Here is a 25,885-nt window from a genome sequence, read left to right as displayed (position 1 = left end):
AAACCGGAATCCACTTTCTGGGATCATGGTCTACCCCTCGACGAAAATCATCGCAGGCGTTTCGAGCAGTGTCTTGATGCGCTGGATGAAGACGGCGGCATCCCAGCCATCGACCACGCGATGATCGAAGCTTGAAGACAGGTTCATCATCTTGCGCGGGATGAACTGGCTGCCGTCCCAGACCGGGCGCATCATGATCTTGTTGACGCCGACGATCGCCACCTCCGGATGGTTGATGACCGGCGTGGTCACCACCCCGCCCATGGCACCGAGCGAAGTGATGGTGATGGTCGAGCCGGAAAGCTCCTCGCGGCTGGCGGTGCCTGCCTTTGCTGCTTCGGCAAGACGATTGACCTCGGCGGCGCAATCCCACAGGTCACGGGCTTCGGCATGGCGCACCACCGGCACCATCAGCCCGCCCGGTGTCTGCGCGGCAATGCCGACATGGACGCCGCCATATTGGTGGATGATGCCGGCTTCGTCGTCGAACAGCGCATTGACATTAGGCTGGTCGTGAATGGCCTTCACCATCGCCCGCATCAGGAAGGGAAGCAGCGTCAGCTTGGCCTGTTCCGGCCGCTTTGACTTGTTAAGGGCGGCGCGCAGTTCTTCCAGCGCGGTGACGTCGATCTCCTCGACATAGGTGATGTGCGGGATGCGCGACTTGGCGAGCGCCATCTTTTCGGCGATTCTGCGGCGCAGGCCGACGATCTTGATTTCCTCGACCGTGATATTGCGGGCAAGTTCGGTTGCGGCGCGCGCCTGCTGCGGCCCGCGTGCCAGGAAAGTGTCGAGATCGTCATGGGTGATGCGCCCAGCGGGGCCGCTGCCCGGGACCTGGCGCAGATCGACGCCGGCATCGCGGGCACGCAGCCGCACGGCGGGTGAGGCGATCGGCTTTTCGCCCTCGGCACGCGGGGCGCCGGAAAGCGTGGTTTTACCCCCACCCCTGACCCCTCCCCACAAGGGGGAGGGGGACGGTGGCGCGCTCGTCACTTGAGGCTCGGTTTTAACCGGAACGGTTTCAGCCGATATCGAAATCGGTTTCCCTCCCCCTTGTGAGGAGGGGCTAGGGGTGGGGGTACGTGCCGTGTCCAGCTGCGGTTCCGGTTGTGCATCGGCCTCGCCGCCGGTTCTGATCCTTATGATCGGAGACCCGACGGCGACCACGTCGCCGATCTCAGCGCCCAGCCAGATGATCTCGCCATCAACCGGGGAGGGGATCTCGACAGTGGCCTTGTCGGTCATGACGGCGGCAAGCAGCGCATCCTCGCGCACCAGGTCGCCGATCTTGACGTGCCATTCGACCAGTTCGGCTTCGGCGACACCCTCGCCGACATCGGGAAGCTTGATGACGTGCTCGCCCATCTTCATGCCTCCATGGTTTCGATCAGGGCCTGGCCGACGCGGGCTGGCCCTGGAAAATAGTCCCATTCCTGCGCATGCGGGTAGGGCGTGTCCCAGCCGGTGACGCGAACGATCGGCGCTTCCAGATGGTAGAAGCAGTGCTGCTGCACCAGCGCCGCCAGTTCCGCGCCGAAGCCCGAGGTCAGCGTCGCCTCATGCACGATCACGCAGCGGCCGGTCTTGGTCACCGAAGAGACGATGGCGTCGAGGTCGAGCGGCAACAGGGTGCGCAGGTCGATGATCTCGGCATTGATGCCGGTTTCGGCCACCGCCGCCTCGGCGACATAGACCATGGTGCCATAGGCAAGAACCGTGAGGTTAGAACCCTCGCGGCGGATCGAGGCCTTGCCGAGCGGCACGGTGAAATGGCCTTCCGGCACCTCGCCCAGTACATGCTTCGACCAAGGCGTCACCGGCCGGTCGTGGTGGCCGTCGAAAGGCCCATTATAGAGCCGCTTCGGCTCCAAAAAGATCACCGGATCGGGGTCCTCGATGGAGGCGATCAGCAGCCCCTTGGCATCGTGCGGATTGGAGGGAACCACTACCTTGAGGCCGGAAACATGGGTGAACAGCGCTTCCGGGCTCTGACTGTGCGTCTGGCCGCCGAAAATGCCGCCGCCGGTCGGCATGCGGATCACGATCGGGCAGGTGAATTCGCCGGCCGAGCGGTAGCGGATGCGGGCAGCCTCCGAGACGATCTGGTCATAGGCCGGATAGACATAGTCGGCGAATTGCACCTCAACGCAGGGGCGCAAGCCATAGGCGGCCATGCCGATAGCGGCACCCACAATGCCGGATTCGCTGATCGGCGTGTCGAAACAGCGGGTCTTGCCATATTTCTGCTGCAGCCCTTGCGTGCAGCGGAACACGCCCCCGAAATAGCCGACATCCTCGCCGAAGACGACGACGCTCTGGTCCCGGCCCATGGACACGTCCATGGCGTCGCGGATCGCCTCGATCAGGGTCATGCGGGCCATTTTCACACCCCCGCCTGCTGGCGCTGGCGCCGCAGATGCGGCGGCATTGTCTCATAGACGCCTTCGAACATGTCGCGCGTCGAAGGCTTGCCGCCCGAATGCAGCGTGCCATGGCCTTCGGCTTCCTTCTGCGCGGCAATTACCCCATCGAGGATCTCGGCCTCAGCCTGCTTGTGGCGCTCGTCCGACCAGACACCGCGCAGGATCAAGTGGTTTTTCAGCCGGATCACCGGATCGCCGAGCGGCCAGGCGTCCGATTCGGTCTTGGGCCGATAGGCAGAAGGGTCGTCCGAGGTCGAATGCGCGCCGACGCGGTAGGTGACATGCTCGATCAGCGTGGGCCCGAGATTGCGGCGGGCGCGCTCGGCCGCCCATTTGGCGACGGCATGGACGGCTAGGTAGTCGTTGCCGTCGACGCGAAGGGCGGGAATGCCAAAGCCGAGACCGCGTGCGGCGAAGGTGCCCGAACCGCCGCGGGCGATGCCCTGGAAGGTCGAGATCGCCCACTGGTTGTTGACGATATTGAGGATGACCGGGGCACGATAGGTCGAGGCAAAGACCAGGGCTGCGTGGAAATCGCTCTCGGCGGTCGAGCCGTCGCCGACCCAGCCGACTGCGATCTTTGTGTCGTTGCTGATGGCAGAGGCCATCGCCCAGCCGACCGCCTGGATATATTGTGTGGCCAGATTGCCGGAAATCGAGAAGAAGCCGTGCTCCTTAGAGGAATACATGATCGGCAACTGCCGGCCCTTCAGCGGGTCGCGCTCGTTGGAATAGATCTGGTTCATCATCTCGACCATCGGATAGTCGCCGGCAATCAGCAGGCCGGCCTGGCGATAGGTCGGGAAGTTCATGTCTCCGGGGTTGAGCGCCTTGCGGAAGGCGCAGCTTACGGCCTCCTCGCCCATATGCTGCATATAGAAGGAGGTCTTGCCCTGGCGCTGCGCCATCTGCATGCGGGCATCGAAGGTCCTGAGCGTCATCATGTGACGCAACCCTACCAGAAGCTCGTCATCGGTGAGCATGCCTGCCCAGGGGCCGACCGCATTGCCGTCGCGATTGAGCACCCGGATGATGGAATAGGCGAGATCGCGGATGGATCTGGGATCGGCGTCGATCTCCGGGCGCGGCACTGAACCCGCCTTGGGGATCGGGACATTGGAGAAATCCGGGGTGCCGCCGGGGCGAACCTCCGGTTCGGGCACATGCAGGCTTAGCGGCGTTTTCTCGGTCATGCTGCCAATTCCCCCCGCGATTCGAGCCATGTTTGCGCGATTGCAGTGACATTCATTCCACCGCAGGAACCGCCGATCAAGCCCCCGGAAGGCCGTAGGGCAGGCGGTTTGGCGCATGGGGCCGGAGCCGATTTTGAGGTCGGGACATTTTGTGGTTCAATGCTTGCCGATAAGGACAGTTCGTTTCGCACTGCCGATTTGAAGCAGCGTTTTGTGTCGTTTCAGGTCCGGATAGCGACCTGCCCTTTTCCAAAAAAAATTTTGAGGCTCAGGCGGGGAACCGAAGGATTCATTGCTGCGACGTAAGAAAGAGAGGATAATATGCCGGTTTTGCTGCCCCCGCTCCATGAGGGCCATGCGCCCTTCATTCTGCATCAGGCCTTTGACGATGCTCTCGACGCCTATGAGGAATGGATCGTCGGTTCGCCCGAGCCCCTCGTCGATTTCGACGGTGCCAGCGTAGCGATAAGCGCGGTGTTCGGCCGTATGCGGACCTGCACCGATATCCTGCCCATCCGTGCGCTCGAGGCGGTTCGCGACGTGGTAGGGCCGGTGGCCGAGATCGATGAGGACCAGGTGACTTATGCCCATGCGGCGTTGTTGTTGCGTGCGCTTTGCGTCGATCGCCTCAAGGCCTGAAGCCTGATTTCAGGCACTCTCCAGAAGATTATTCCTGAAAATACCGCGTTGTAGGAACAGATTTCCGGGTGATCTGAGAAATTTGCAATCGACAATGTCTATAAAATTTATAGACTAACCGAATGGCGTCAACGGAATCGAAACCGATTTCGAGTGGCGCTCAAGCATGTTGCAGCAAAGTGGACTCACTTGGCGTCGCATACATGCGCAAAGTCAATTAGATAGACCATGATGTCGTCCGAAAACCGCACACTTTTCGGCATCATGGTCTAGGTGTCGGTTCCCGATGCCGGCAGTCTTGGCGCGCTCGTTTCCGACGCGCGGCTGCCTGCACCGGTTTTGGAGAGATCGCCCATGACCCGAGCAGACCAGCGCCTTGCGCTGCGCCTATCCACCGTCCATGCCGCGGCGCGAAGCCCGGCGCTAAGGGCTGCTCTAGCCTGGCTGTTCTTTGCCATTGCATTCGGATTCACGGCAGCAATGGTCTGCGGGCTGATCGGCTGAACAGACCGATATACGGTCCGACACCCCATTCCTACTCTAAAATCGAAATTTGACGTCCTGCAGGATCTCGTCATTGTCGGCGTCGCGCATCGCGGCGAGGCTGCGATGATCCAGCACCTCGGCAATGGCTTGGCGAACCTCCAGCATCATGTGCCGCACCTGGCACGTGGCCTCGTCGCAATCTTCGCAGCGCTCATACTGGCTCAGGCTGGCGCAGGCGATCGGCGCCAGCGGGCCGTCCAGCACACGGATCACATGGCCGATCTTGATCTCCGAGGCGGGGCGAGCGAGCCGGTAGCCGCCATCCTTGCCCTTGCGGCTCTGGACAAAGCCGGCGTTGCGCAGCTCGCCGAGGATGGCGTCGAGGAACTTCTTGGGGATGTTATTGGCAACCGCGATGTCGTTGACGAAAGCCAGCTCTCCAACAGGCATCCCGGAAAGATGCACCAGGGCCTTGAGGCCGTATTTGCCTTTTTTGGTGAGCATGCAAGAGACAGTTCTTCAGAAATCGGCGAGGCACGATCCTTCGAGTCTTGTCCGATCGGATCATGCATCAAAACAAGAGCTTAGAACAGGTTTCCGATCAAAACCAGACTAGTCGTGCTGCAATCGCGTCTGACGCTCCTTTGTGGGCAAATGATGACCTCTTGAGCCTGTCGTTTCCCTCTATGCCTCTTGCGGAAAGATCTTCCAGCGCCGCGGCCTGAACGCAACGCGGCTTTTTTGCGCGGCCGGATGCTCGACCGGAAGCTCGATCTCGACCCGCTGCTGGTGGCCGCCGAATTCCAGTTCGACACGCCTTGTGCCGGCAACGCGCCGGCTGGCAACGACCGTGCCGGCAATGCAGCCGCTGCAGCCGTCGAGCAGCTCGACGTCGTGCGGCCGGAAATAGAGCGTGGCGTCGCCATTGGATGCGGCGGGCACCGACAGGCCGATAGGGCGCTCGTCGATCCACACCTGGCCTGCCTCGATCTTGACGGGAACCGAGCTTGAATCACCGATGAAGCCGTAGACGAAGGGCGAATTAGGGGTGTCATAGACCTCGTCGGCGGTGCCCACCTGTTCGATGCGCCCCTGGCTCATGACGACGACGCGGTCGGCGAGTTCCAGCGCTTCTTCCTGGTCATGGGTAACGAAGACGGTGGTGTGGCCGGTGGCGTCGTGGATATCACGCAGCCAGCGCCGCAATTCGCGCCGTACCTGCGCATCGAGCGCCCCGAAAGGCTCGTCCAGCAGCAGCACCTTGGGCTCGATGGCCATCGCACGCGCAAGCGCGACCCGCTGGCGCTGGCCGCCCGAAAGCTGCGCCGGATAGCGGTCCTCCAGGCCGGAAAGCTGGACAAGGTCGAGCAATTCGCGCGCCCGCTTACGGATTTCTACCTTCGGCGGCCTTGTCGCACCCGGCCGCACCTTGAGGCCGAAGCCGATATTGTCGGCAACCGTCATATGGCGGAACAGCGCATAATGCTGGAACACGAAGCCGACATTGCGCTCCTGGATGGTGCGGTGCGAGGCGTCTTCGTCGCCGAAATAGATCGCGCCGCGCGTCGGCGTCTCCAGCCCGGCGATCAGCCGCAAAAGTGTGGTCTTGCCGGAACCGGAAGGTCCCAGAAGCGCGATCAGTTCCCCCGACCTGATGTCGAGCGAGACATCGTGCAGCGCCGGAAACCGGTCGAACTCCTTGCGCACATTGGCAACGCGAACGTCCATTCAAATACCTCAGAGTTTGAGCGTCGATGTGAACGCTCGGCATTCAACTTATTTGTTGAGCATGATCTTTTCCGAAAACCGGTTCCCACTTTTCGGGATCATGCTTCTAGTGCCCGCGACTGCCGGCGATCGCGTGGCCGTAGTGAATTTCCAGTATGGTCTTCAAAACCAGCGTCACCAGCGCCAGGCCGGCCAGCAGCGAGGCCACGGCAAAGGCGGCGACGGCGTTGTATTCATTGTAAAGGATTTCAACATGCAGCGGCATGGTGTTGGTCAGGCCGCGAATATGGCCCGACACCACCGACACGGCACCGAATTCGCCCATGGCGCGCGCGTTGCACAACAGCACGCCATAGAGCAGGCCCCACTTTATGTTGGGTAGGGTGACATACCAGAAGGCCTGCCAGCCATTGGCGCCCAGCGAAAGCGCCGCTTCCTCGTCACCGGTGCCCTGTTCCTGCATCAGCGGGATGAGTTCGCGGGCCACGAAGGGGAAGGTGACGAACACGGTGGCAAGCACGATGCCCGGCACGGCAAATAGGATCTCGATGCCATAGCTTTTCAGCCAGGGGCCGAGCAGGCTGCTTGAGCCGAAAAGCAGCACATAGACCAGGCCCGAAATCACCGGCGAGACCGAGAAGGGCAGGTCGATCAGCGTGATCAGGAAGGCCTTGCCCTTGAATTCGAATTTGGCGATCGCCCAGGCGGCGGCAATGCCGAAGATCAGGTTGAGCGGCACCGAGATTGCCGCCACCAGCAAGGTGAGGCGAATGGCCGAAAGCGTGTCGCTGTCGCCCAGCGCCTCCAGATAGGGGCCGACGCCGCGCTTGAGAGCCTCGGCAAAAACCAGGATCAGCGGCAGGAGCAGGAACAGCGCGATGAAGCCGAAGGCAAGCGCCAGCAGCACCCATCTGGTGGCGCGGCTTTCCGTGGTCGCGGTCGCCCTGTTCTTCTCGGCATGGAGAGATGCGGTCGAGACGAAATCAGCCATAGCGCTTGCGGCTCCATGCCTGGATGAGATTGATCACCAGAAGCATCACGAATGACAGCGCCAGCATGATCGTGGCGATGGCGGTGGCGGCCGCATAGTCATATTCCTCGAGCCGGATTACGATCAGAAGCGGCGCGATTTCAGACACATAGGGCAGGTTTCCGGCAATGAAGATGACCGAGCCATATTCACCGACGCCGCGCGCGAAAGCGAGCGCAAAGCCGGTGACGATGGCCGGCGCAAGGCCGGGAAACAGCACCCGGGTGATGGTCTGGAACCGGCTTGCGCCAAGCGTTGCCGCCGCTTCCTCCACCTCCTTGTCGATCTCCTCGATGATCGGCTGCACGGTACGCACGACGAAGGGCAGGCCGATGAAGATAAGGGCGACAACGATGCCGAGCGGCGAATAGGCGACCTTGATGCCGAGCGGCTCGAGCAGGCTGCCGATCCAGCCGCGCGGCGCATAGAGCGAGGTCAGCGCGATGCCGGCCACCGCCGTCGGCAGCGCGAAGGGCAGATCCACCATGGCGTCGATGATGCGGCGGCCGGGAAAGCGGTAGCGCACCAGCACCCAGGCGACGATGGTGCCGAACACGACGTTGACGGCGGCGGCGATGATGGCCGTGCCGAAGCTGATTTCCAGCGCCTTGACCGTGCGGCGATCCATGGCGATCGCCCAGAAATCGGTCCAGCCGAGCGCTGCCGAGCGCCAGACGAGCCCGGAGAGCGGAATGAGGATGATCAGCGTCAGATAGGCAAGCGAGAAGCCGAGCGTCAGCCCGAAACCGGGAATGACGCTCGGCACCCTGAATCGCCACCCTGCATCAGCGGGTGCAGTGTTCATCAGGCCCTCACTGTGCCGGCTTGTAGATCTGGTCGAAAATACCGCCGTCACCGAAATGATAGGGTTGCGCCTTGGCCCAGCCGCCGAAGATCGGATCGTCTATGGTCACCAGCTTGAGTTCCGGCAGCTTCTGCAACTCTTCGGCCGGCACAAGATCGGGCTTGGACGGCCGATAGTGATGCCTTGCGGCAATGCGCTGGCCTTCTTCGGAATAGAGATAGGTCAGATAGGCTTGCGCCACCTTGCGCGTGCCCTTGGCATCGACATTGCCGTCGACCACGGCGACCGGCGGTTCGGCCAGGATCGATTGCGGCGGGATGACAATGTCGAACTGATCGGCGCCGAATTCGTCGAGCGCCAGATAGGCCTCGTTTTCCCAGGCCAGCAGCACGTCGCCAAGGCCGCGTTCGGCAAAGGTCACGGTGGAGCCGCGCGCGCCGGTGTCGAGCACCGGCACATGGGAATAGAGCGCGCCGATATATTGTTTGATTTTGGCTTCGTCGCCGCCATATTCATGGTTTGCCCAGGCCCAGGCCGCCAGATAGTTCCAGCGCGCGCCGCCCGAGGTTTTCGGATTGGGCGTGATGACCTGCAGCCCTTCCTGGGTCAGGTCGCCCCAGTCATGGATGGCTTTGGGATTGCCCTTGCGGATCAGGAAGACGATGGTCGAAGTATAGGGCGAGGAATTGTTGGGCAGCCGGCTGCGCCAATCGGGCGCGATCTTCCTGGTTTTTTCCGCGATGGCGTTGATGTCGCTTTCCAGCGCCAGCGTCACCACATCGGCATCCAGCCCGTCAATCACCGCGCGCGCCTGCTTGCCCGAGCCGCCATGCGAGGTCTGGATGGTCACGGTCTCGCCGGTATCGGCCTTCCACTTGGCCGCGAAGGCCGCATTGTACTCCTTGTAGAGCTCGCGGGTCGGATCATAGGACACGTTCAGGATGGTGGTGTCGGCAAAGGCAAAGCCGAGGATGCCGAACTGCACTGCGCCGGCAAGGAGGCCGGCCAGAAGTCTACGCGATCGAAGCTGAGTCATGTCTGCCTCCTGTTTTCACAAGGCCATACTCTATCGATTTAGTAGAATTTGAACGGACCCGTTGTTGCGAATTTGCGGGTCTCAGAGCAATTTCCGCGTCTCGCTCATCGGTCGACGGGGAATCATTTTCTCCCTAGCCTGATGCCGATCATGGTCGCACCCACCCGAACGGCTGTCGCCGGCGGTGGTTCCCCATCGTGGCTATTGTCGCCGATTTTGGATCACTCGACGAATATTTTTACGCTTGCCGCGCGTCCGGCCGCATCGATCACCGTCAATGTCGAATAGCCGGCGCCGTCGGGCTGCCATGTTGCGGTACGCCGGCGCAGCGGTTCGGTCAGCGGCTTGCCATTGGCCAGCCAGCGGAAAGGTGCACGGCCGCCCTGCAGCTTCAGCACCAGCGGCGATGCCTTGGCCGAGGCGGGGCTGAGTTCGACATGCGCGCCGTCAGGCGGAAAAACGATCTGCGGGGCTGGCTCCGTCGGCGCCACCGTCACCAGCCCGTCCGAGCCGGAGGTGAAACGCTGCAAGGTCACCGGCAGGTCGGCCTGGGCTGTGTGCAGTGTGCCGGCCGGCGCGCGCGGCAATGGCACGGCGGCAAGGCCTGACCTCGTGAAGGCCTTGAACAGGATGGGTGCGGCCGAGACATAGCCGGACAGGCCGGGCACCGACCCGGAATCGGCCCTGCCGACCCAGACGCCAAGTACATGGCGGCCGTCGAAACCGATCGACCAGGCGTCACGATAGCCATAGGAGGTGCCGGTCTTGTAGGCGACACCGCGTCGGGAAGCACCTTCCGGTGGCCGCACGCCGGCCAGCATGTCGGCCACCTGCCAGGTGGCGCGGTCGTCGAGGATCAATCCGCCGCCCTGTGCCGGCGGCTCAGCCTCGGTGCCGTCGCGCAAGCGGGTCGCCTTGCCGCTATTGGCGAGGCCGGTATAGAGCTGGACCAGATCGCGCAGTGACAGGCCGACGCCGCCGAGCCCGATTGCCAAGCCGGGCGGCTCGTCCTTGGGCAGCGATGGGATCACGCCGGCCTGCCGGAAGCGCGAAGTCAGCCGCGCCGGGCCGACCGCGTCGAGCAGGCGCACGGCCGGTACGTTGAGCGACAATTGCAGCGCCTGCCGCACCGTCACGTCGCCCTGATAGCTCATGTCGAAATTGCGCGGGCGGTAGCCGGCAAAATCGGCTGGCCGGTCCTCGATCATGGTCTCCTGCGCCACCAGCCCCTGTTCGATGGCGAGGCCATAGATGAACGACTTCAGCGTCGAGCCGGGCGAGCGCGAGGCGCGCGTCATGTCGATCCAGCCGGAACGGGCGGCGTCGAAATAATCCGCCGACCCCACTTCGCCCAGCACCTCGCCGCTGCGCGCATCGGCCAGCACCATCGCCACCGAAATTTTGGAGCCCAGCTTTGCCGCAGAGGCTCGCGCGACCGCCTCCAGTCCCTCTTGCACGCGCCTGCTCAAGGTCAGTTGGTGGCTTTGTTGCGAGGGTGCGTTGCGCAGGGCGCGGTCTGCAGCGTGAGGCGCAAGTGCTGGCAAAGCAAAGCGAGTGCCTGCGACTTCCTCGGCGGCGGCACGTGCGGCCTCGCGTTCGCCAAAGAGGCCGGCACTCACCATGCGCTTCAGAACCCGGTCGCGTGCCGCCTCGGCACCGCCGCGGTTGCGGTCGGGCCGACGGCGCTCGGGCAGTTGCGGCAGCGCGACCAGCAAAGCCGATTCCGACATTGTGAGCCGGCGCGGCTCCTTGCCGAAATAGGCGAGGGAGGCCGCGCGCACCCCTTCCAGATTGCCGCCATAGGGCGCCAGCGTCAGATAGCGCTCGAGGATTTCATGCTTGGAAAGCCGCCGCTCGATCTGGATCGCGCGGGCGATCTGGCGGACCTTGGCCCAGATCGAGCGGCTTTCGCGCGGCTCGATCAGCCGGGCAAGCTGCATGGAAAGGGTGGAGCCGCCGGAAACGATGCGGCCATTGAAGGCAAACTGTCTTGCCGCGCGCAGCAGCGCCAGCACATCGACGCCCGAATGCTCGAAAAAGCGCTTGTCCTCATAGGCGACCAGCATCTTCACGAATTGTGGATCGACGGCATCGAGATGGGTGTCGAGCCGCCAATAACCGTCCGGCGTCGCATAGGCCCGCAGCAGAGCGCCGTCCCGGTCGAGCACTTCGGTCGAGACGGTCAGCTGCTTGGGCAGCGGCGGCGGGAACGTGCGGTCGAGGGCGAGGAGGGCGGAGATGGCAAGCACCAAGCACGCCAGGACGGTGCCTGCGCCGACGGCGAGCCTGTGAAGGGCGGTATGCGAGAAGCCCTTCATCCCACCTCGCTTGCCTCTGCCACTTTCTCCCACAACGGGGGAACGTCCGGGCGCTTCCATAGGGAGGTTTCGTAAGGAACGCCAAAGTTTTGACCCCCACCCCTAACCCCTCCCCACAAGGGGGAGGGGGATTTCGGAGCTGTTCGCGCCAGACGTGGTGGCTGCTCCCGGTGGAAGTGATGGCACCGTGGTTCCCCTCCCCCTTGTGGGGAGGGGTTAGGGGTGGGGGTGAAAGGGCACGGTCGCATCGCTATTGCCCCCGCACCTCCATCATGCCGCTGGAGGTGCGCGCCGAAAACTGAGGCCGGTACATGTCTTCCACCGCCGCCGGCGGATGGGCGAAGATGCCAGGCGTCACCGCGCGCACGACATAGGCGAGCGTGATCTGCCCGTTCTCGCCGGCCGGCCGGTCGAAGGCGGCGACGAAACGGTCGTCGCGGAACTCCAGATGCGCGGTTTCGGTGCGCGACAGCCAGGGGAAGTTGGACAGGTCGGCGCTGGAAACCAGTCCCGGATTGTCGATCTCGAAACCGGCTGGCAACAGGTCGCTGACCAGCACGCGCGAGGGCCAGTCGTTGAACTGGTTGACGGTGAGCACCGCCACATAGCGTTCGTTTTGGCCGATGCTGGTGATGTTCACCTCGTTGCCGTCGAGATCGTAATAGGTGCGCGTAATCTCGAAGCCGTCGCCGCCTGCCGGCAGCGGCTGGGCAGGGGCGGCAACCGCCGTCACCACCGCCTGCACCGGGTCTGAACCTTTATTGGCAATGGTGACGGGGCTGTCGAGCAATTCATTGCCGGTCAGCGTCTGCGAATAGGGGCCATCGTGCGCAGCATCGTTGACGGTGAGGCTGATCGCCTCGCCATTGGCGCGCAGCGCGCGGGCGGCGAGCAGCATCCAGGCCTGGTCCTGCGTGCTGGTGTAGGTCGCCACCTTGCGTTCGGCCGAAACCAGCTTGACCAGTTCCGGCACCACTTTCGGCAGCGGCCGGCTCTCGCCGGCAAGCGCCAGCATGGCAGCGCCGTCGCGCAGCCGCGAGCCATAGTCCGAACGCGAATAATTGTGGTCTGGATTGGCCCTTGCCAGAGCCAGTGCTGCGGTGAAGGTCGCTTCCGCCCGCTGCTGGTCGCCATAGAGCGCTAGGCTCGCGGCAAGCTGGGCCACCGCCATCGGGCTCGAAAAGGCTTCGAGCTGCGTGTCGGCATAATAGCGCAGATCGCCGATCGAGGCCTTCTTGTTTCGGGCAAGCACATAGAGCGCATAGGCGATCTCGCTGCCGCGCCCTTCGATGTCGAGATCATAGGCCAGAGAATTCTGCAGATTGCCGAGTGCGGAAAGCATCGCCTCGCGCGGTACGTCGAATTTCTTCTCGCGCGCCCGCGTCAGGAAATCGGTGACATAGGCGTCGAGCCACAGGTCGCCGGAACCGGGCGACCACAGCCCGAAGCTGCCGGAGGACGACTGATAGTTGAGCACCCTATAGATCGAATCCTGGACGCGCTGGCGTAGTTCCGGATCGTCCGCCATGCCGGCCTGCGCCGACAGTTCGCTGAGATAGAGCAGCGGCAATGCGCGGCTGGTGGTCTGCTCCGTGCAGCCATAGGGGTAGCGGTCGAGCGCCATCAGAAGCGAGGGCACGTCGAAGGCGGCTGCCGGCGAAACGCCGATGCTGACATGGGCGCCGTCGAGCAGGCTTGCCGCCAGAAGCTCGCGGTCGACGCGCAGGCTCCCGCCATTGGGCGCAAGATCGACCACGGTACGGGTGGTCACCGGCAGGTCGGCGGGGCGGATCGGCAACGAAAGCGATTGCTCGACCGTGAGCCCGTCAGCACCGGCAAGCCTTATCGTGACGCCGCCGTCGCCCGCCGCTTCTGCTGTCAGCGGAATGGTGAGCGACTGGCGCTTGCCGGCCGCCAGCGTGACCTTCTCGGGCGCATTACCTGCCGCAAGGCCGCCGCTGGTTTCGACCGTCAGCGCATAGTCGCCATCGGGTGCGTCGGTGTTGGCGATGTCGAGCCGCATCTGGGCCGTGTCGCCCGGCGCCAGGAAGCGCGGCAGGCCGGCGGTGACGACTACCGGATCGCGCACGATGACATCGGTGACAGCGTGGCCCACGCCTTTGGCGCTCCACGCCACCGCCATGACGCGGACGGTGCCGTTGAATTGCGGCAGCTCGAATTCGATCGTCGCCTTGCCGTCGGCGTCCAGCGTCACCGGCCCGGAGAAGAAGGCGACCAGCTTCTCGGTCGGCGGGCTGCCCTCGGTGGTCAGGCTGGCGCCGTCGCCGCCGGTGCGCAGCCTGCCGGTGACGCCGAGCGAACCGTCGATCAGCCGCCCGTAGAGGTCGCGCAGTTCCAGCCCGAGCTGGCGCTGGCCGAAGAACCAGGTCTCCGGATCCGGCGTCTGATATTTGGTCAGGTTGAGGATGCCGACATCGACGGCGGCGACCATGACATGGGCTTCGCCGGAAGCGCCTTCCACGGCGACCGGGATCGACAGCGGCTGGCGCGGCGCGGTCTTTTCCGGCGGTGAGAGTGAAACGTCGAGCTTCCTGTCGGCGGGGTCGATCTTCAGCCATTTCACGCCGATGGCGCGGGCCGGCATGCGCGATTCCTGGGCCTCGCCCGGTCGAAAGAGGGTCGCCGTGACATAGGCGCCGGCACCCCAATCGGCGCCGACCGGAATGTCGATACTGGCGCCGCCCTCCGGCACCGAAGCCGTGAAAGTCTCCAACAGGCGGTCGGCTCCCACCGTCACCAGAAGCTCGCCGGCAAAGCGCGGCGAGACCTGCAGCTTCGCCGTACCGCCGACGGCGTATTGCTCCTTGTCGAGAGCGATTTCCAGCCCGTCTGGCGTTTCGGTCGAAGTCGCCTCGACATACCAGCCGGCATCGAACTCCACGCTCGTTTCCGGCCCGGTCGGGTCGGCGGTGGCGATTTCCAGCCGATAGCGGCCCCAATCGACTGGCGCTGAGATCGCCGTTTCGCTGCCGGCTTCAATATCGACCTTTCCACTGGCGACCACTTTGGTGAAGGTCACCGGCTCGTAGTTCCAGCTATTGCCGCTGCGATACCATTGATAATTGCGCTCCACCTTCACCAGGGACCACTCGGCACCGTCGAGGGCGGTGCGTGTGCCGTCGGCCTCGGCGGCGATGACGCTGAATTTGGCGGTCGAGCCTTGCGGTACCTCACCGCCGGAAAAATCTGGCCTGATGCCGATCATCCGGCCTTGCGGGCTTATGGCGATGTCGAGCGAGCGCTCCACGGCGCGGCCGCCGCTTTCGCGCATGCGTACCGAAACCGCCGCGTTGAGCAGCCTTGTCGTTGAGGGGAGCTGGTCCACTGCCACGGGGAAGACGGCCTTGCCGTCATCGCCCACGACCGGCAGGTCGGCGAGCGGAATGCGGGTGGCATCGCCTTCCTCTTCGTCGGCCAGGCCGAAGAAATAGCCCTTGAAGCGCTGCCATTCGCGCTTGGTCGCAATGGTGACTTCGCCCTCCAGCGCCAGCCCGGCGCCCGGCGCGCCATAGAGGAAACGCCCATCGACCGTAAGCTCGGCCGCTTCGCCGGCCGCGATCTCCTCGCGGTCGCTGGTCAGGTCAAACTCGATGCGGTCGGGCACGAAATCCTCGACCAGGAACATCTGGCTGGCTACTGCGGCCTGTTTCGGATCGGTGTGGATGGCGACACTCCAGGTGCCGCGCATGGCGTTGGGCGAAAGCGTCAGGTCGACAGCATGGCCGCCGGCGGCTACCCCTTCGGAGACGATACGCCGGTCTTCCACCCCATCCGGCCGGGTGAAGATGAAGGTCAGCGGCAGGTTCTCCAGCGCCTCGGCCGCCTCGTTGCGGGCAAGGGCGGCGACATGCACCTCCTCGCTGGCGCGGTAGATGCCGCGTTCTGTCCAGGCATAGACGTCGAGCGCGCCGGGTGCGGCGCGTCCGGTCACGCCCCGGTCGGAGAGGTCGAAGCCGGCCCGCGTCATGTCGAGGAAAACGAAATCCTCGTCACCGCTGCTTGCCATCAGCACGGCCGGCACCATGCCGCCCGAGCCGCGCGTCAGACCGGGCGTGAAGGTGGCGCGGCCTTGCGTGTCGGTTCTCGCCGTGCCCAGCACCTCGTTGTTGCGGGCAAGCAGCGTCAATTCCGCATCGGCAATGGGCTTGGCGGTACCCAGCGAGCGGGCAAAGACGTTCAGCCCATCCTCGCCGGTATAGGTGGAAAGCCCGATATCGGAGACGACGAACCATTGGGTAGCGCGCGATTCATAGGTTTCGCTGCGGTCGTTCTGCGGCTGGGCGGTGAGCACATAGACGCCGGGTTTGCGCTCGGGCAGAGCTTCATCGACCGGAAATGAGGTCGTTACCTCCTTGTTGAGCTCATTGGCGATCTCGATCTGGCCTTCCCAGACCGGTTCGCCCATCTGGTCGGAAATGCTGGAAATGTCATAGCCGTCGAGCTGGCGCAGGAACTGGTAGCCGGTCAGAAGCTGGGCAAGCGCCCGGTCGCCGATGCGGTAGAGTTTCACGTCGGCGGAGGAGGTGTTGACGGTGACGAGCGGGATGCCGCGCCGTGCCGTCGCCGGCAGCACGAAACTGTCGCCGGTGAAGCGTGCGGAGGCGGCGCGATCCTGTACATAGATGGAAAGGGCAACCGGTGCGCTCAGCACTTCGCCGATGGCGGAGGGCAGGCCGGCGCGGAACGAGACGCTGTAATGGCGGCCATGTTCGAGGCCCTCGACACAAATCTGCTGTCCCTTGGCCTCGATCGCCCTGGGGGCTGCATTGTCGACGCGCACGAAGGGCGAATAATCGATGCCGGTCTTGACCAGTTCTTCGGAAAACTGCGCGCAGATGCGCGGCGCTGCGCTGTCATTGTCGACGGTGTGATCGATGATGCGGAAGCCCTTGCGAGCCTTCAGGTCCTCATATTCGGCGCGTACCGAAGGCGAGTTGACCAGCGTCAGGCTTGCCTCATAGGCCTGTAGGGCAGGGCGGAACAGTTCGCGCCGGTCAAGCGCCACCGCCATCACCGCCAGCGCGTCGGCGCGCGTGGCCACCGTGCGCAGCAGTTGATAGCCATTCCAGGCTGCCGAGGTCGCGTCGCGCTGCAGCTTGGCCGTCTCCTCGCCATTGGCAGGCTGGGCCCCGAGAATGGCGCGGGCAAGCCCGATCCACGCTGCGCCGTCATCCGGCATGGTCGCGGCGGCCGTGGTCAGTTTCTGCATGGCGGTGCGCGGATCGCCGTTGCGCAGGGCGTGTTCGGCCTCATCCGAGAGGGCGGCCATACCTTCCTCGCCCACCGCCACCGAGCCGTCGGTCAGGCTTGCCCGGAACTGGCGTGCCTCGTCGATCATGCCGGCGCCGAAGAATGCAAGTTCCGGCGGAGCGCCGATATCGGGATCGCTATTATAGGTGACGACCTTGCCGGCGACCGCGCCTGCGAACGGTTTCAGCACGCTGAAATCCGATTTCAGGAAGCACCACTTGGCCTTGGTGTTGTAGGTGAAGGCGCGGCAGGAGGAATCGCCGAGGCAGGTGCTCTTGCACTGGTCGAGCGAGACATTCTGTTCCGACCTCAGGTCGAAGCCGAAATAGTCGCTATTGTCGGTGGTGACGATGGTTTTGGCGTCCTGCGCCTGCGCCGGCAGCCCCAGCCAGAACAGCGATAGCAGCAGGAGGGCTGGAATCGAGAAATTGCGATTAGCCAGGGTGATCATGGTTCCCTCCAGAAGTCGCCATCCGCAGTTTCAAGCTTCACCGCTGCTTGTCAACATGATCAAGAGGTTGAGGGGGTAGCGCGGCAACGCGAAACGGTTACGTGGACCCTACGTAAGGTATCGCGGCCTCCTGAGTGTCCACAGGGAATTGCCGCTGTTTGATCGCCCGAAAGAATTCGCTCGAATCTTGCGGTAATTAGCGGGTTTGCGTCATGACTGTCGTAATTGCGCAAACTGCCTGCCGTTCAAAGTTGCACATTCCGTTGCAAGTTTTGCATTCCGCTCTCTTTGACAAGGAGGGCGGGATGCGAAATGTTAACAGGCGGAAAGCCGAGCAAATGGGAGAGATCAATGACTTTTTACAAAAGTAACGGGGACGTCGTCCCTGATCATATCCGTGAACTTGCGGAGAGCACCAAGGCGGGCAAGATGGACCGCCGTGAATTTCTTGCCCTGGCAAGCGCATTCGGCGCTTCAACTGTCATGGCCTATGGCATGATCGGGCTTGCCGCGCCCACGCAGGCACTGGCGCAGGAGCCCAAGAAGGGCGGCGTCATCAAGATCGCCATGTTCATCAAGGCGCCCAAGGACCCGCGCATGGCGGACTGGTCCGAGATTGCCAATTCGCAGCGCCAGTCGTTGGAGCCGCTGGTCAAATATACGCGCGAATACACCTTCGAGCCCTATCTTCTGGAAGGCTGGGAAGTAAATGACGACGCCACCGAATATGTCCTGAAGTTGCGCAACAACGTGACCTGGACCAATGGCGATGCGTTCAATGCCGACGATGTGATCTACAATCTCAACCGCTGGTGCGACAGCAAGGCGGAAGGCAATTCCATGGCAGCCCGCATGGGCACGCTGGTCGACAAGGAAACCGGCAAGGCGCGCGAAGGCGGCATCACCAAGGTCGATGACCACACCGTCAAGATCACGCTGACGGAATCGGATATCTCCTTCGTGCCCAACCTGGCCGACTATCCGGGCCTTGTCGTGCATCATACCTTCGATGAAACCGGCGCGGACTTCACCAAGAACCCGATCGGCACCGGTCCGTTCGAACTGGTTTCCTTCGATGTCGGCAGCCGCGTCGTCTACAAGCGCCGCGAAGACGGCAAATGGTGGGGCGGCGAAGCCTATCTCGACGGGATCGAATTCATCGACTACGGCACCGATCCGGCGGCGACCGTCAGTGCCTTCGAGGCGGGCGAAATCCATAGCAATTACGAGACCTCGGCCGACTATGTGACGATCCTCGACGGGCTCGACCTGGTGAAGTCGGAAGTGGTGACGGCAACGACGCTGGTAGCGCGCACCAACGTCGCCAACAAGCCCTATGACGACCAGAAGGTGCGTCAGGCGCTTCAGCTTGCCGTCGACAACGCCACCATCCTGCAGCTTGGCTATGGCGGCGCCGGTACGGTCGCCGAAAACCACCATGTCTGCCAGATCCATCCGGAATATTTCGAATTGCCGCCGATCAAGCGCGACATGGAAAAGGCCAAGGCACTGATGGCGGAGGCCGGCCAGGCCGATTTCGAACACGAGCTCATCACTGTGGACGAGGACTGGCACAAGAACACCGGCGATGCCATCGCCGCGCAGCTGCGCGAGGCCGGCATCAAGGTCAAGCGCACCGTCCTGCCCGGCTCGACCTTCTGGAACGACTGGACGAAATATCCCTACTCCATGACCAACTGGAATATGCGTCCGCTTGGCGTCCAGGTGCTGGCGCTGGGCTACCGCACCGGCGAGGCGTGGAACGAAACCGCCTGGTCCAATCCCGAGTTCGACAAGAAGCTCGGCGAGGCGCTGGCCGTCGCCGATGCCGAGAAGCGCAAGGCGCTGATGGAGGATATCGAAAAGCTCCTCCAGGAGTCCGGCATCATCATCCAGCCCTATTGGCGCAAGCTCTACAACCACTCGGTGCCTGCGGTGAAGAACCACGGCATGCATCCGACCTTCGAGATCGATCTCGGTAAGGTTTGGCTCGACGAGGCGTGACGCGCGCCGCACTGAACGGAAGGGGCGCATCGCGCCCCTTCCTCTCGTTTTCGAAAATCACCCGGCGGTCATCGCCGCATACGCCATTGCGTGCGCGGCGCCTACGGGGCATCCTTTCGAACCGGCGTATGAGCCTTTGTGGAAATCGACCATGATTTCCCGGGCCATGCACTGACCCCAACCAAATTGGCAGGGGAGTTTCATGCTCGCATTCGTCCTACGCCGCCTCGGTGTCATGCTGCTCACCATGCTGTGCCTGACGCTGGTGGTCTTCTTCCTCGTCAATCTCGAGCCCAACTTGAAGAAGCTGGCGATTAGCCAGACCGAGCAGCGTGCATCGGCCGAGCAGCTGGAGAGCTGGCTGGTCAAGAACGGCTATCGGCAAAATTTCTTCGTCCGCTACGGGCAATGGCTTGGCGTCTGGCCCAAGCAGCCGGTCATGGATGCCAATGGCAAGCCGGTGCCGCGCTTCCGCTATTGCGACGAGCCCGACGTGCCGACCTTCTCCGGTGTTTTCCAGGGCGATTTCGGCTGTTCCACCAAGTTCCGCACCACGGTGGCCAACAAGCTGTTCCCCGCGCTCGGTGCCACCGGCATATTGATGTTCTGGGTGATGGCGGTGATGGTACCGATCTCGCTTCTGATCGGCATATTGGCCGGCATGCGTGAGGGCACGCGCACAGATCGGGCTCTATCCGTCGCTTCCATCTCCACCACGGCGACACCGGAATATGTTTCGGGCGTCATCTTCACCGTCATCTTCGCCTCGTGGCTGGGCTGGCTCAACGGCTCGGCCGCCAGCGCCACCGGCCAGGGCATCACCTTCTACAATTTCACCCTGCCGGTGATGACCATGGCCATCTACGGTACCGGCTACATCGCGCGCATGACGCGGGCCTCGATGGTCGAGGTGATGACACAGCAATATATCCGCACGGCGAGGCTCAAGGGCCTGAGCTTTTCCACCGTCGTCATCAAGCATGCGCTACGCAACGCGCTGATTGCGCCGTTCACCGTCATCATGCTGCAATTTCCGTGGCTGCTCACTGGCGTCGTCGTGGTCGAGGTTATGTTCCGCTACCAGGGCTTCGGCTATGTGTTGGTGGAAGCTGCCGGTAATAACGATATCGACCTCCTGCTTGGCTGTTCGCTGATTTCCGTCTTCGTGGTGCTGGTCACCCAGCTCATTTCGGATGTCGGCTACGCCTATCTCAATCCACGCATCAGGGTGCAATAGGATGGGCGCGATCGAATATGTCTCGGGGTTCCAAATCGTGCTCGGCGTGCTTGCGCGTTTCTGGACGGTCTGGCTGGCGCTCGCCATCGTGCTTGGCATCAGCATCGTTTTCAAAAAGCGGCTCGGCCTTTATGGCCAGCTGTTCGACAGCGGCGTCGGCGTCGCCGGCGTCGCCATCTGCCTGTTTTGGCTGTTCACCTCGATCCTCGCCAGCCAGATTTCGCCCTTCAATCCGTTGGCGCAGATCCCGATCATGAAGGATGCGCTGCCGGGTGCCATCGTGCCAGACAGCGGTGGGGTCTATCTGTTCGGCGGCGACAAGCTTGCACGCGACGTTTTCAGCCGCATGGTCTATGGCAGCCAGATCGTGCTGGCGATAGCACCTCTGGCCACCGCCTTTGCGCTGATGGTCGGCATCACGCTCGGCCTGCCGGCCGGCTATTATGGCGGCAAGGTGGATTCGATCCTGTCGTTCCTGGCCAATCTGGTGCTGGCCTTCCCGGTCATCCTGCTGTTCTACCTGCTGGTGACGCCCGGCATCATGGAGACGCCCATCCCCTACGGCATGGCGGGCCTGTTCTTCATCTTTCCGATCATCTTCTTTTGCGTGCTGTTCTACACGCGCTTCAAGAACCGGCCGGAGCGGCTCTATATATTGCTGGGCACAACCATCCTCATCGGCGGCTGGATCTATATCGGCCTGGTTTTCGACGCTGATCCCTTCGGCATCGTCAGCATGGACCCCAACGAACTCAATATCTTCGTTGCGGTGGTGTTTGCCTCGAGCCCCGGTGTGTTCCGCATCGTGCGCGGGCTCACCATGGACATCAAGACACGCGATTACGTGGCGGCGGCACAGACCCGCGGTGAAAGCCCATGGTACATCATGCTGTGGGAGATATTGCCCAATGCGCGGGGCCCGCTCATCGTCGATGCCTGCCTGCGCATCGGCTACACCACCATCCTGCTCGGCACGCTCGGCTATTTCGGGCTGGGGCTTGCGCCCGAAAGTCCCGACTGGGGCACGGCGATCAAGGATGCCAGCCGGCTCTTGCGCTCCTTCATCCATCCCGCGCTGCCGCCGACGATCGCGCTGATGTCCTTCGTGCTCGGCCTCAACCTGCTTGCCGACGCGCTGCGCGAGCAATCGATGAAGGATTGAGATGAGGAGCCAGCCATGAACGAAACCGTTCGCAAACCAGCCGATCCCATCATCGAGATCGAGAACCTCTCCATCTCCTTCTTCACCAGGCGTGGCGAGATACCGGCGGTGATGGATTTTTCCTGCACCGTCATGCCCGGCGAGGCGATGGGTATCGTCGGCGAGAGTGGTTGCGGCAAGTCCACCGTCTCGCTCGGCATCATGCGCGACCTGTCCAATGTCGGAAAGATTGTCGGCGGCCGTATCAAGTTCCAGGGCAAGGACATGGGCGACATGTCGGAGGAGGAACTGCGCTCCATCCGCGGCAACAAGATCGCCATGATCTACCAGGAGCCGATGGCTAGCCTCAACCCGGCCATGAAGGTCGGTCGCCAGCTGATGGAAGTGCCGCTCATCCACGACAAGGTGTCCAAGCAGGAGGCCTACAACCGCTCGCTGGAAATGCTGAAGGCCGTGCGCCTGCCCGACCCCGAGCGGATGATGAAATCCTATCCGCACCAGCTTTCGGGCGGCCAGCAGCAGCGCATCGTCATCGCCATGGCGCTTTTGTCGAAGCCGTCGCTGCTTCTGCTCGACGAGCCGACCACGGCGCTCGACGTCACGGTCGAGGCCGGCATCGTGGAACTGGTCAAGGGGCTCGGCAAGGAATTCGGCACCTCGATGATCTTCGTGTCGCACAATCTCGGCCTGATCCTGGAGACCTGCGACCGCATCACCGTCATGTATTCGGGCGAGGCTGTGGAGACCGGCAGCGTCAAGGATGTGTTCGACCGCATGCGCCACCCCTATACGCAGGGGCTGTTCCGCTCCATTCCGCTGCCGGGTGCCGACAAGAATTCGCGGCCGCTAATCGCCATTCCCGGCCAGTTGCCGCTGCCGCATGAGCGCCCGCGCGGCTGTAATTTCGGTCCGCGCTGCCACCATTTCGTCGATGGCGTGTGCAACGCCGCCGAAATTCCGATGATCGCGGTTGAAGGGCATGAGAACCATCATAGCCGCTGCGTGCGCTTCGATGAGATCGATTGGGCCGCTTTGCCGGAAGGAAGCAAGACCGGAAAGGAACAGGTCGTTCCCGGCAAGCCGGTGCTGAAGATCGACGATTTGCGCAAATATTACCGCGTCTCGGCCAATGAGGTGTTCGGCGGCGGCGAGGGGCGAGTCGTCAAGGCCAATGAGAGCATCAGCTTCGAGGCTCGTGAATCCGAGACGGTGGCCATTGTCGGTGAGAGCGGCTGCGGCAAGTCCACGCTCGCCAAGGTGCTGCTCGGGCTGGAGACGGCAAGTGCGGGCAAGATTTCGCTCGCCAATCACGAGATCGAGTCGACCCCGGTCGAGGATCGCGACGTGGAGACCGTCTCCTCGATCCAGATGGTGTTCCAGAACCCGTTCGACACGCTCAATCCGAGCCATTCCGTAGGCTCGCAGATCATCCGCACGCTGGAGAAGTTCAAGGTCGGCAACAATGCGGCAGAGCGCAAGCAACGCATGCTGGAATTGCTGGATCTGGTGAAGCTGCCGCGCGCTTTTGCCGAGCGCATGCCACGCCAATTGTCCGGCGGCCAGAAGCAGCGCATCGGCGTGGCGCGCGCCTTTGCCGGCAATGCCAGGGTGGTGGTGGCCGACGAGCCGGTCTCGGCGCTCGACGTGTCGGTGCAGGCGGCGGTCACCGAACTCTTGATGGACATCCAGCGCAAGAACAAGACGACGATGCTGTTCATCAGCCACGATCTGTCGGTGGTGCGCTACATCGCCGACCGCGTGGTGGTGATGTATCTCGGCCATATCGTCGAGCAGGGCACGACCGACCAGATTTTCGCGCCGCCCTATCATCCCTATACGGAGGCGTTGCTATCGGCGATCCCGATTGCCGATACCAGCGTGGTCAAGAAGCACATCGTGCTGGAGGGCGACATTCCTTCGGCGATGAACCCGCCGAGCGGCTGCCCGTTCCAGACGCGCTGCCGCTACAAGCATCTGGTTCCCGACAATCTGTGCGAGACCAAATTGCCGCCTTTGAAGGAACTCGGCGGCGGCCACAAGAGCCTGTGCTGGCTTGCCAACGACGTGCTGGCAAAGATGGAGCCGGTGATCAGCTTCGAAGAAAAGGACGAGGTCGATCCGGCCTCCGCGCCACCGGCCGATGATGCGCCGCGCAAGGCGACCAAGGCTGCTCGTGCGGTGAAGCCGCCGCGCAAGGTGCAGAGGGCGCCATCGCCTGAAGCCGTACGTGCTGCAATCGGCGCAAAGGGGCGGATGAAGACTGCCGCATCGGCAACATCCGCACTCGCGGTCGTGCCGCCATCCGAGAAAGGCCGTCCGATTGCAATCGAACGTCCTGCCAAGCCGGATGACCTCAAGCTCATTTCCGGTGTCGGCCCCAAGATCGAGCGGCTGCTCAACGGGCTAGGTATCTATACCTATGCCCAGATTGCCGGCTGGAAGAAGGTGGAGCGCGCCTGGGTCGAAGGCTATCTCAATTTCGGCGGCCGCATCGAGCGTGACGACTGGGTGCGCCAGGCCAAGGCGCTAGCCAAGGGTGGCGAGGCCGAATACATCAAGGTGTTTGGCAAGAAGCCGCGGTAGGCTTTGATATTCACTTTAGGAATAGCGGCAGATCATGTCGCGATTTCTGTATTGGCCGGAAAGTGCTGACGTTGGAACTAAAATCCCGTCCGCAGATGACGGTTTTCTGACAGCCGGACGCGCATCCTGCCGGAATGATGCAACCAGCGACGACGTGCGGGTTAAACCCCCAACGTGTCGAGGGAGATGGTCATCATGTCCGACGCGCTTTCCTTCATCCGGGATTTTCGGCTTGACGCCGCCCCGCTGCAGGTGGCGCAGCAGGCGAAAAGCTGCCTGCTCGACCTGATCGGCGTTGCCGCCGCCGGCTCGCAACTGCCCTCAAGCCGCATCGCGAGGTCTGTCGCTCATGCCCAGTTCGGCGGTGCCGACGGCCGGTTCCTGTTCGATGGACGCCGCGCCAGCCCGGCCGGATCGGCGCTCGCCAATTCCACCACGATCGACGGTTTCGACGCCCATGACGGCCATCCGCTCACCAAGGGGCATGCCGGCTGCGGCTCCTTTGCCGGGCTCATCGCCTTTGCCGGGGATGGCGAGGGCATCAGCGGCAGCGAGGCGCTGGCGCATCTGATCCTCGGCTACGAGATAGCCATCCGCGCCGGCATCGCGCTTCACGCCACGGCTGCGGAATATCACACTTCAGGCGCCTGGGTGGCGCTCGGCATCGCGGCCATCGGCGCGCGCATATTGGGCCTTGAGGACAAGATTGTGCGCGAGGCGCTGGGCATTGCCGAATTCAACGGGCCGCGCAGCCAGATGATGCGCTGCATCGATCATCCGACCATGATCAAGGACGGTTCCGGTTGGGGCGCCATGGTCGGCGTGATGGCCGTCATGCTGGCGCGCGAAGGCTTTACCGGCGCGCCGGCCGTCACCGTCGAAGGCGAAGCGGTTGGCCATTACTGGTCTGATCTCGGCGCCAGATGGCGCATCGAGGAGCAATATTTCAAGGCCTATCCGGTCTGCCGCTGGGCGCAGCCAGCCATGGAGGCGGCCGCCCAGTTGCGACGCGACCACGGGTTCGTCCATGGCGAGGTCGAGGCGGTCACCGTGCGCACTTTCCTGGAGGCGAGCCGGCTGGCGACGGCTACGCCGTCAACCACCGATGCCGCCCAATACAGCCTGCCTTTCCCCGTCGCCGCCCTGCTAGTACGCGGCCGGGTCGGCCCGGAAGAAATCGATGGGCCGGCGTTGCGCGATCCCGACATCAGGCGCATCGCAGATGCAACGGTGCTGATCGACGACCAACGCTACTCCGCCCTGTTTCCGGCCGAGCGCTGGGCCGAGGTGGAGATCAGGCTTGCCGGCGGGCGGATCATCCGCTCGCAGCCCGCCGTCGCGCGCGGCAGTGCGGAGAATCCACTGAGCGACGCCGAGATCAGCGCGAAATTCCATGCGCTGATGGAAAGCGGTGGCGTGACGGCAAGGGCGCGGCAGATCGAGGATCTGGTGATGAAGCTCGACCGCGCGCCGTCCTTCGCGCCGCTGGTCGAGGCACTGACGACAGCCGCATGAA

Annotated in this window: 17 protein-coding genes; 7 read left to right on the top strand and 10 right to left on the bottom strand. The window is 63.1% G+C overall.

Going from position 1 to position 25,885, the window contains the following annotated elements:
• Window positions 1-30: 30 nt before the first annotated feature.
• From EET67_RS10550 to EET67_RS10540, 3 genes are read right to left on the bottom strand one after another with little or no spacing between them, the layout of a single operon-like run.
• Window positions 31-1,368 carry a dihydrolipoamide acetyltransferase family protein gene (locus EET67_RS10550; RefSeq protein ID WP_128626083.1) on the bottom strand — a complete coding sequence of 446 codons (1,338 nt, stop codon included), beginning with the start codon at window positions 1,366-1,368 and terminating at the stop codon, window positions 31-33.
• Window positions 1,369-1,370: 2 nt separating this feature from the next.
• Window positions 1,371-2,384 (bottom strand): alpha-ketoacid dehydrogenase subunit beta, encoded by a 1,014-nt coding sequence (locus EET67_RS10545; protein WP_128626082.1) that lies wholly within the window; start codon window positions 2,382-2,384, stop codon window positions 1,371-1,373.
• A 2-nt stretch (window positions 2,385-2,386) separates the two neighbouring features.
• A complete protein-coding gene (locus tag EET67_RS10540) occupies window positions 2,387-3,619 on the bottom strand; it encodes a 3-methyl-2-oxobutanoate dehydrogenase (2-methylpropanoyl-transferring) subunit alpha (protein ID WP_128626081.1) in 1,233 nt (410 codons plus the stop codon).
• 321 nt (window positions 3,620-3,940) lie between these two features.
• On the opposite strand from EET67_RS10540, the gene EET67_RS10535 reads away from it, so the two are divergent.
• Together EET67_RS10535 and EET67_RS25625 are read left to right on the top strand one after the other, a co-directional pair.
• The gene (locus EET67_RS10535) at window positions 3,941-4,258 is read left to right on the top strand and encodes a BRA0787 family protein (protein WP_128626080.1); all 318 of its coding nucleotides are present in this window, start codon (window positions 3,941-3,943) and stop codon (window positions 4,256-4,258) included.
• A gap of 354 nt (window positions 4,259-4,612) precedes the next feature.
• Window positions 4,613-4,762 (top strand): hypothetical protein, encoded by a 150-nt coding sequence (locus tag EET67_RS25625; RefSeq protein ID WP_165899850.1) that lies wholly within the window; start codon window positions 4,613-4,615, stop codon window positions 4,760-4,762.
• Between the two features lie 36 nt (window positions 4,763-4,798).
• Here EET67_RS25625 and EET67_RS10530 read toward each other — a convergent pair whose 3' ends face one another.
• The 7 genes from EET67_RS10530 to EET67_RS10500 all read right to left on the bottom strand — a co-directional run bounded on the left by EET67_RS10530 (window position 4,799) and on the right by EET67_RS10500 (window position 17,383).
• Window positions 4,799-5,248, bottom strand: coding sequence for an RrF2 family transcriptional regulator (locus EET67_RS10530; protein WP_128626079.1), 450 nt, complete (start codon window positions 5,246-5,248; stop codon window positions 4,799-4,801).
• A 180-nt stretch (window positions 5,249-5,428) separates the two neighbouring features.
• Window positions 5,429-6,472 (bottom strand): sulfate/molybdate ABC transporter ATP-binding protein, encoded by a 1,044-nt coding sequence (locus tag EET67_RS10525; protein WP_128626078.1) that lies wholly within the window; start codon window positions 6,470-6,472, stop codon window positions 5,429-5,431.
• A gap of 106 nt (window positions 6,473-6,578) precedes the next feature.
• On the bottom strand, window positions 6,579-7,463 hold the full coding sequence (gene cysW, locus EET67_RS10520; protein ID WP_128626077.1) for a sulfate ABC transporter permease subunit CysW: 885 nt from the start codon (window positions 7,461-7,463) through the stop codon (window positions 6,579-6,581).
• On the bottom strand, window positions 7,456-8,307 hold the full coding sequence (gene cysT / locus EET67_RS10515) for a sulfate ABC transporter permease subunit CysT (RefSeq protein WP_128626076.1): 852 nt from the start codon (window positions 8,305-8,307) through the stop codon (window positions 7,456-7,458). Before cysT ends, cysW begins: the two co-directional genes overlap by 8 nt.
• Window positions 8,308-8,314: 7 nt before the next feature.
• Window positions 8,315-9,343, bottom strand: coding sequence for a sulfate ABC transporter substrate-binding protein (locus tag EET67_RS10510; protein WP_128626075.1), 1,029 nt, complete (start codon window positions 9,341-9,343; stop codon window positions 8,315-8,317).
• Between the two features lie 221 nt (window positions 9,344-9,564).
• Window positions 9,565-11,661, bottom strand: coding sequence for a penicillin-binding protein 1C (pbpC, locus tag EET67_RS10505; RefSeq protein WP_128626074.1), 2,097 nt, complete (start codon window positions 11,659-11,661; stop codon window positions 9,565-9,567).
• Window positions 11,662-11,911: 250 nt separating this feature from the next.
• A complete protein-coding gene (locus EET67_RS10500; protein WP_128626073.1) occupies window positions 11,912-17,383 on the bottom strand; it encodes an alpha-2-macroglobulin family protein in 5,472 nt (1,823 codons plus the stop codon).
• Window positions 17,384-17,734: 351 nt separating this feature from the next.
• Between EET67_RS10500 and EET67_RS10495 the strand changes: the two genes are divergently transcribed.
• The 5 genes from EET67_RS10495 (at window position 17,735) to EET67_RS10475 (ending at window position 25,884) form a co-directional block, all read left to right on the top strand.
• Entirely contained in the window at window positions 17,735-19,387 is a 1,653-nt protein-coding gene (locus EET67_RS10495; RefSeq protein ID WP_128626072.1) for an ABC transporter substrate-binding protein, read from the top strand.
• Window positions 19,388-19,589: 202 nt separating this feature from the next.
• On the top strand, window positions 19,590-20,624 hold the full coding sequence (locus tag EET67_RS10490) for an ABC transporter permease (RefSeq protein WP_128626071.1): 1,035 nt from the start codon (window positions 19,590-19,592) through the stop codon (window positions 20,622-20,624).
• Between the two features lies 1 nt (window position 20,625).
• Window positions 20,626-21,786 carry an ABC transporter permease gene (locus tag EET67_RS10485; RefSeq protein ID WP_128626070.1) on the top strand — a complete coding sequence of 387 codons (1,161 nt, stop codon included), beginning with the start codon at window positions 20,626-20,628 and terminating at the stop codon, window positions 21,784-21,786.
• A gap of 15 nt (window positions 21,787-21,801) precedes the next feature.
• Window positions 21,802-24,369, top strand: a complete 2,568-nt coding sequence (locus EET67_RS10480) for a dipeptide ABC transporter ATP-binding protein (RefSeq protein ID WP_128626069.1) — start codon at window positions 21,802-21,804, stop codon at window positions 24,367-24,369.
• A gap of 195 nt (window positions 24,370-24,564) precedes the next feature.
• Window positions 24,565-25,884: an MmgE/PrpD family protein gene (locus EET67_RS10475; protein ID WP_128626068.1), complete on the top strand. Its 1,320-nt coding sequence runs from the start codon at window positions 24,565-24,567 to the stop codon at window positions 25,882-25,884.
• Window position 25,885: the final 1 nt, after the last annotated feature.

The sequence above is a fragment of the Borborobacter arsenicus genome, assembly GCF_003934165.1.
Lineage (GTDB): Bacteria > Pseudomonadota > Alphaproteobacteria > Rhizobiales > Rhizobiaceae > Pseudaminobacter > Pseudaminobacter arsenicus.
This window is presented reverse-complemented; position numbering and strand designations above follow the sequence as displayed.

Excerpts from the sequence above, each read along its gene's own strand:
- EET67_RS10510 (WP_128626075.1), bottom strand. The coding sequence starts at position 9,343 with ATGACTCAGCTTCGATCGCGTAGACTTCTGGCCGGCCTCCTTGCCGGC.
- EET67_RS10535 (WP_128626080.1), top strand. The coding sequence starts at position 3,941 with ATGCCGGTTTTGCTGCCCCCGCTCCATGAGGGCCATGCGCCCTTCATT.
- EET67_RS10495 (WP_128626072.1), top strand. The coding sequence starts at position 17,735 with ATGACTTTTTACAAAAGTAACGGGGACGTCGTCCCTGATCATATCCGT.
- EET67_RS10540 (WP_128626081.1), bottom strand. The coding sequence starts at position 3,619 with ATGACCGAGAAAACGCCGCTAAGCCTGCATGTGCCCGAACCGGAGGTT.
- EET67_RS10525 (WP_128626078.1), bottom strand. The coding sequence starts at position 6,472 with ATGGACGTTCGCGTTGCCAATGTGCGCAAGGAGTTCGACCGGTTTCCG.
- EET67_RS10500 (WP_128626073.1), bottom strand. The coding sequence starts at position 17,383 with ATGATCACCCTGGCTAATCGCAATTTCTCGATTCCAGCCCTCCTGCTG.
- EET67_RS10550 (WP_128626083.1), bottom strand. The coding sequence starts at position 1,368 with ATGGGCGAGCACGTCATCAAGCTTCCCGATGTCGGCGAGGGTGTCGCC.
- EET67_RS10480 (WP_128626069.1), top strand. The coding sequence starts at position 21,802 with ATGAACGAAACCGTTCGCAAACCAGCCGATCCCATCATCGAGATCGAG.
- EET67_RS25625 (WP_165899850.1), top strand. The coding sequence starts at position 4,613 with ATGACCCGAGCAGACCAGCGCCTTGCGCTGCGCCTATCCACCGTCCAT.
- cysT (WP_128626076.1), bottom strand. The coding sequence starts at position 8,307 with ATGAACACTGCACCCGCTGATGCAGGGTGGCGATTCAGGGTGCCGAGC.
- EET67_RS10530 (WP_128626079.1), bottom strand. The coding sequence starts at position 5,248 with ATGCTCACCAAAAAAGGCAAATACGGCCTCAAGGCCCTGGTGCATCTT.
- EET67_RS10485 (WP_128626070.1), top strand. The coding sequence starts at position 20,626 with ATGGGCGCGATCGAATATGTCTCGGGGTTCCAAATCGTGCTCGGCGTG.
- cysW (WP_128626077.1), bottom strand. The coding sequence starts at position 7,463 with ATGGCTGATTTCGTCTCGACCGCATCTCTCCATGCCGAGAAGAACAGG.
- pbpC (WP_128626074.1), bottom strand. The coding sequence starts at position 11,661 with ATGAAGGGCTTCTCGCATACCGCCCTTCACAGGCTCGCCGTCGGCGCA.
- EET67_RS10475 (WP_128626068.1), top strand. The coding sequence starts at position 24,565 with ATGTCCGACGCGCTTTCCTTCATCCGGGATTTTCGGCTTGACGCCGCC.
- EET67_RS10490 (WP_128626071.1), top strand. The coding sequence starts at position 19,590 with ATGCTCGCATTCGTCCTACGCCGCCTCGGTGTCATGCTGCTCACCATG.
- EET67_RS10545 (WP_128626082.1), bottom strand. The coding sequence starts at position 2,384 with ATGGCCCGCATGACCCTGATCGAGGCGATCCGCGACGCCATGGACGTG.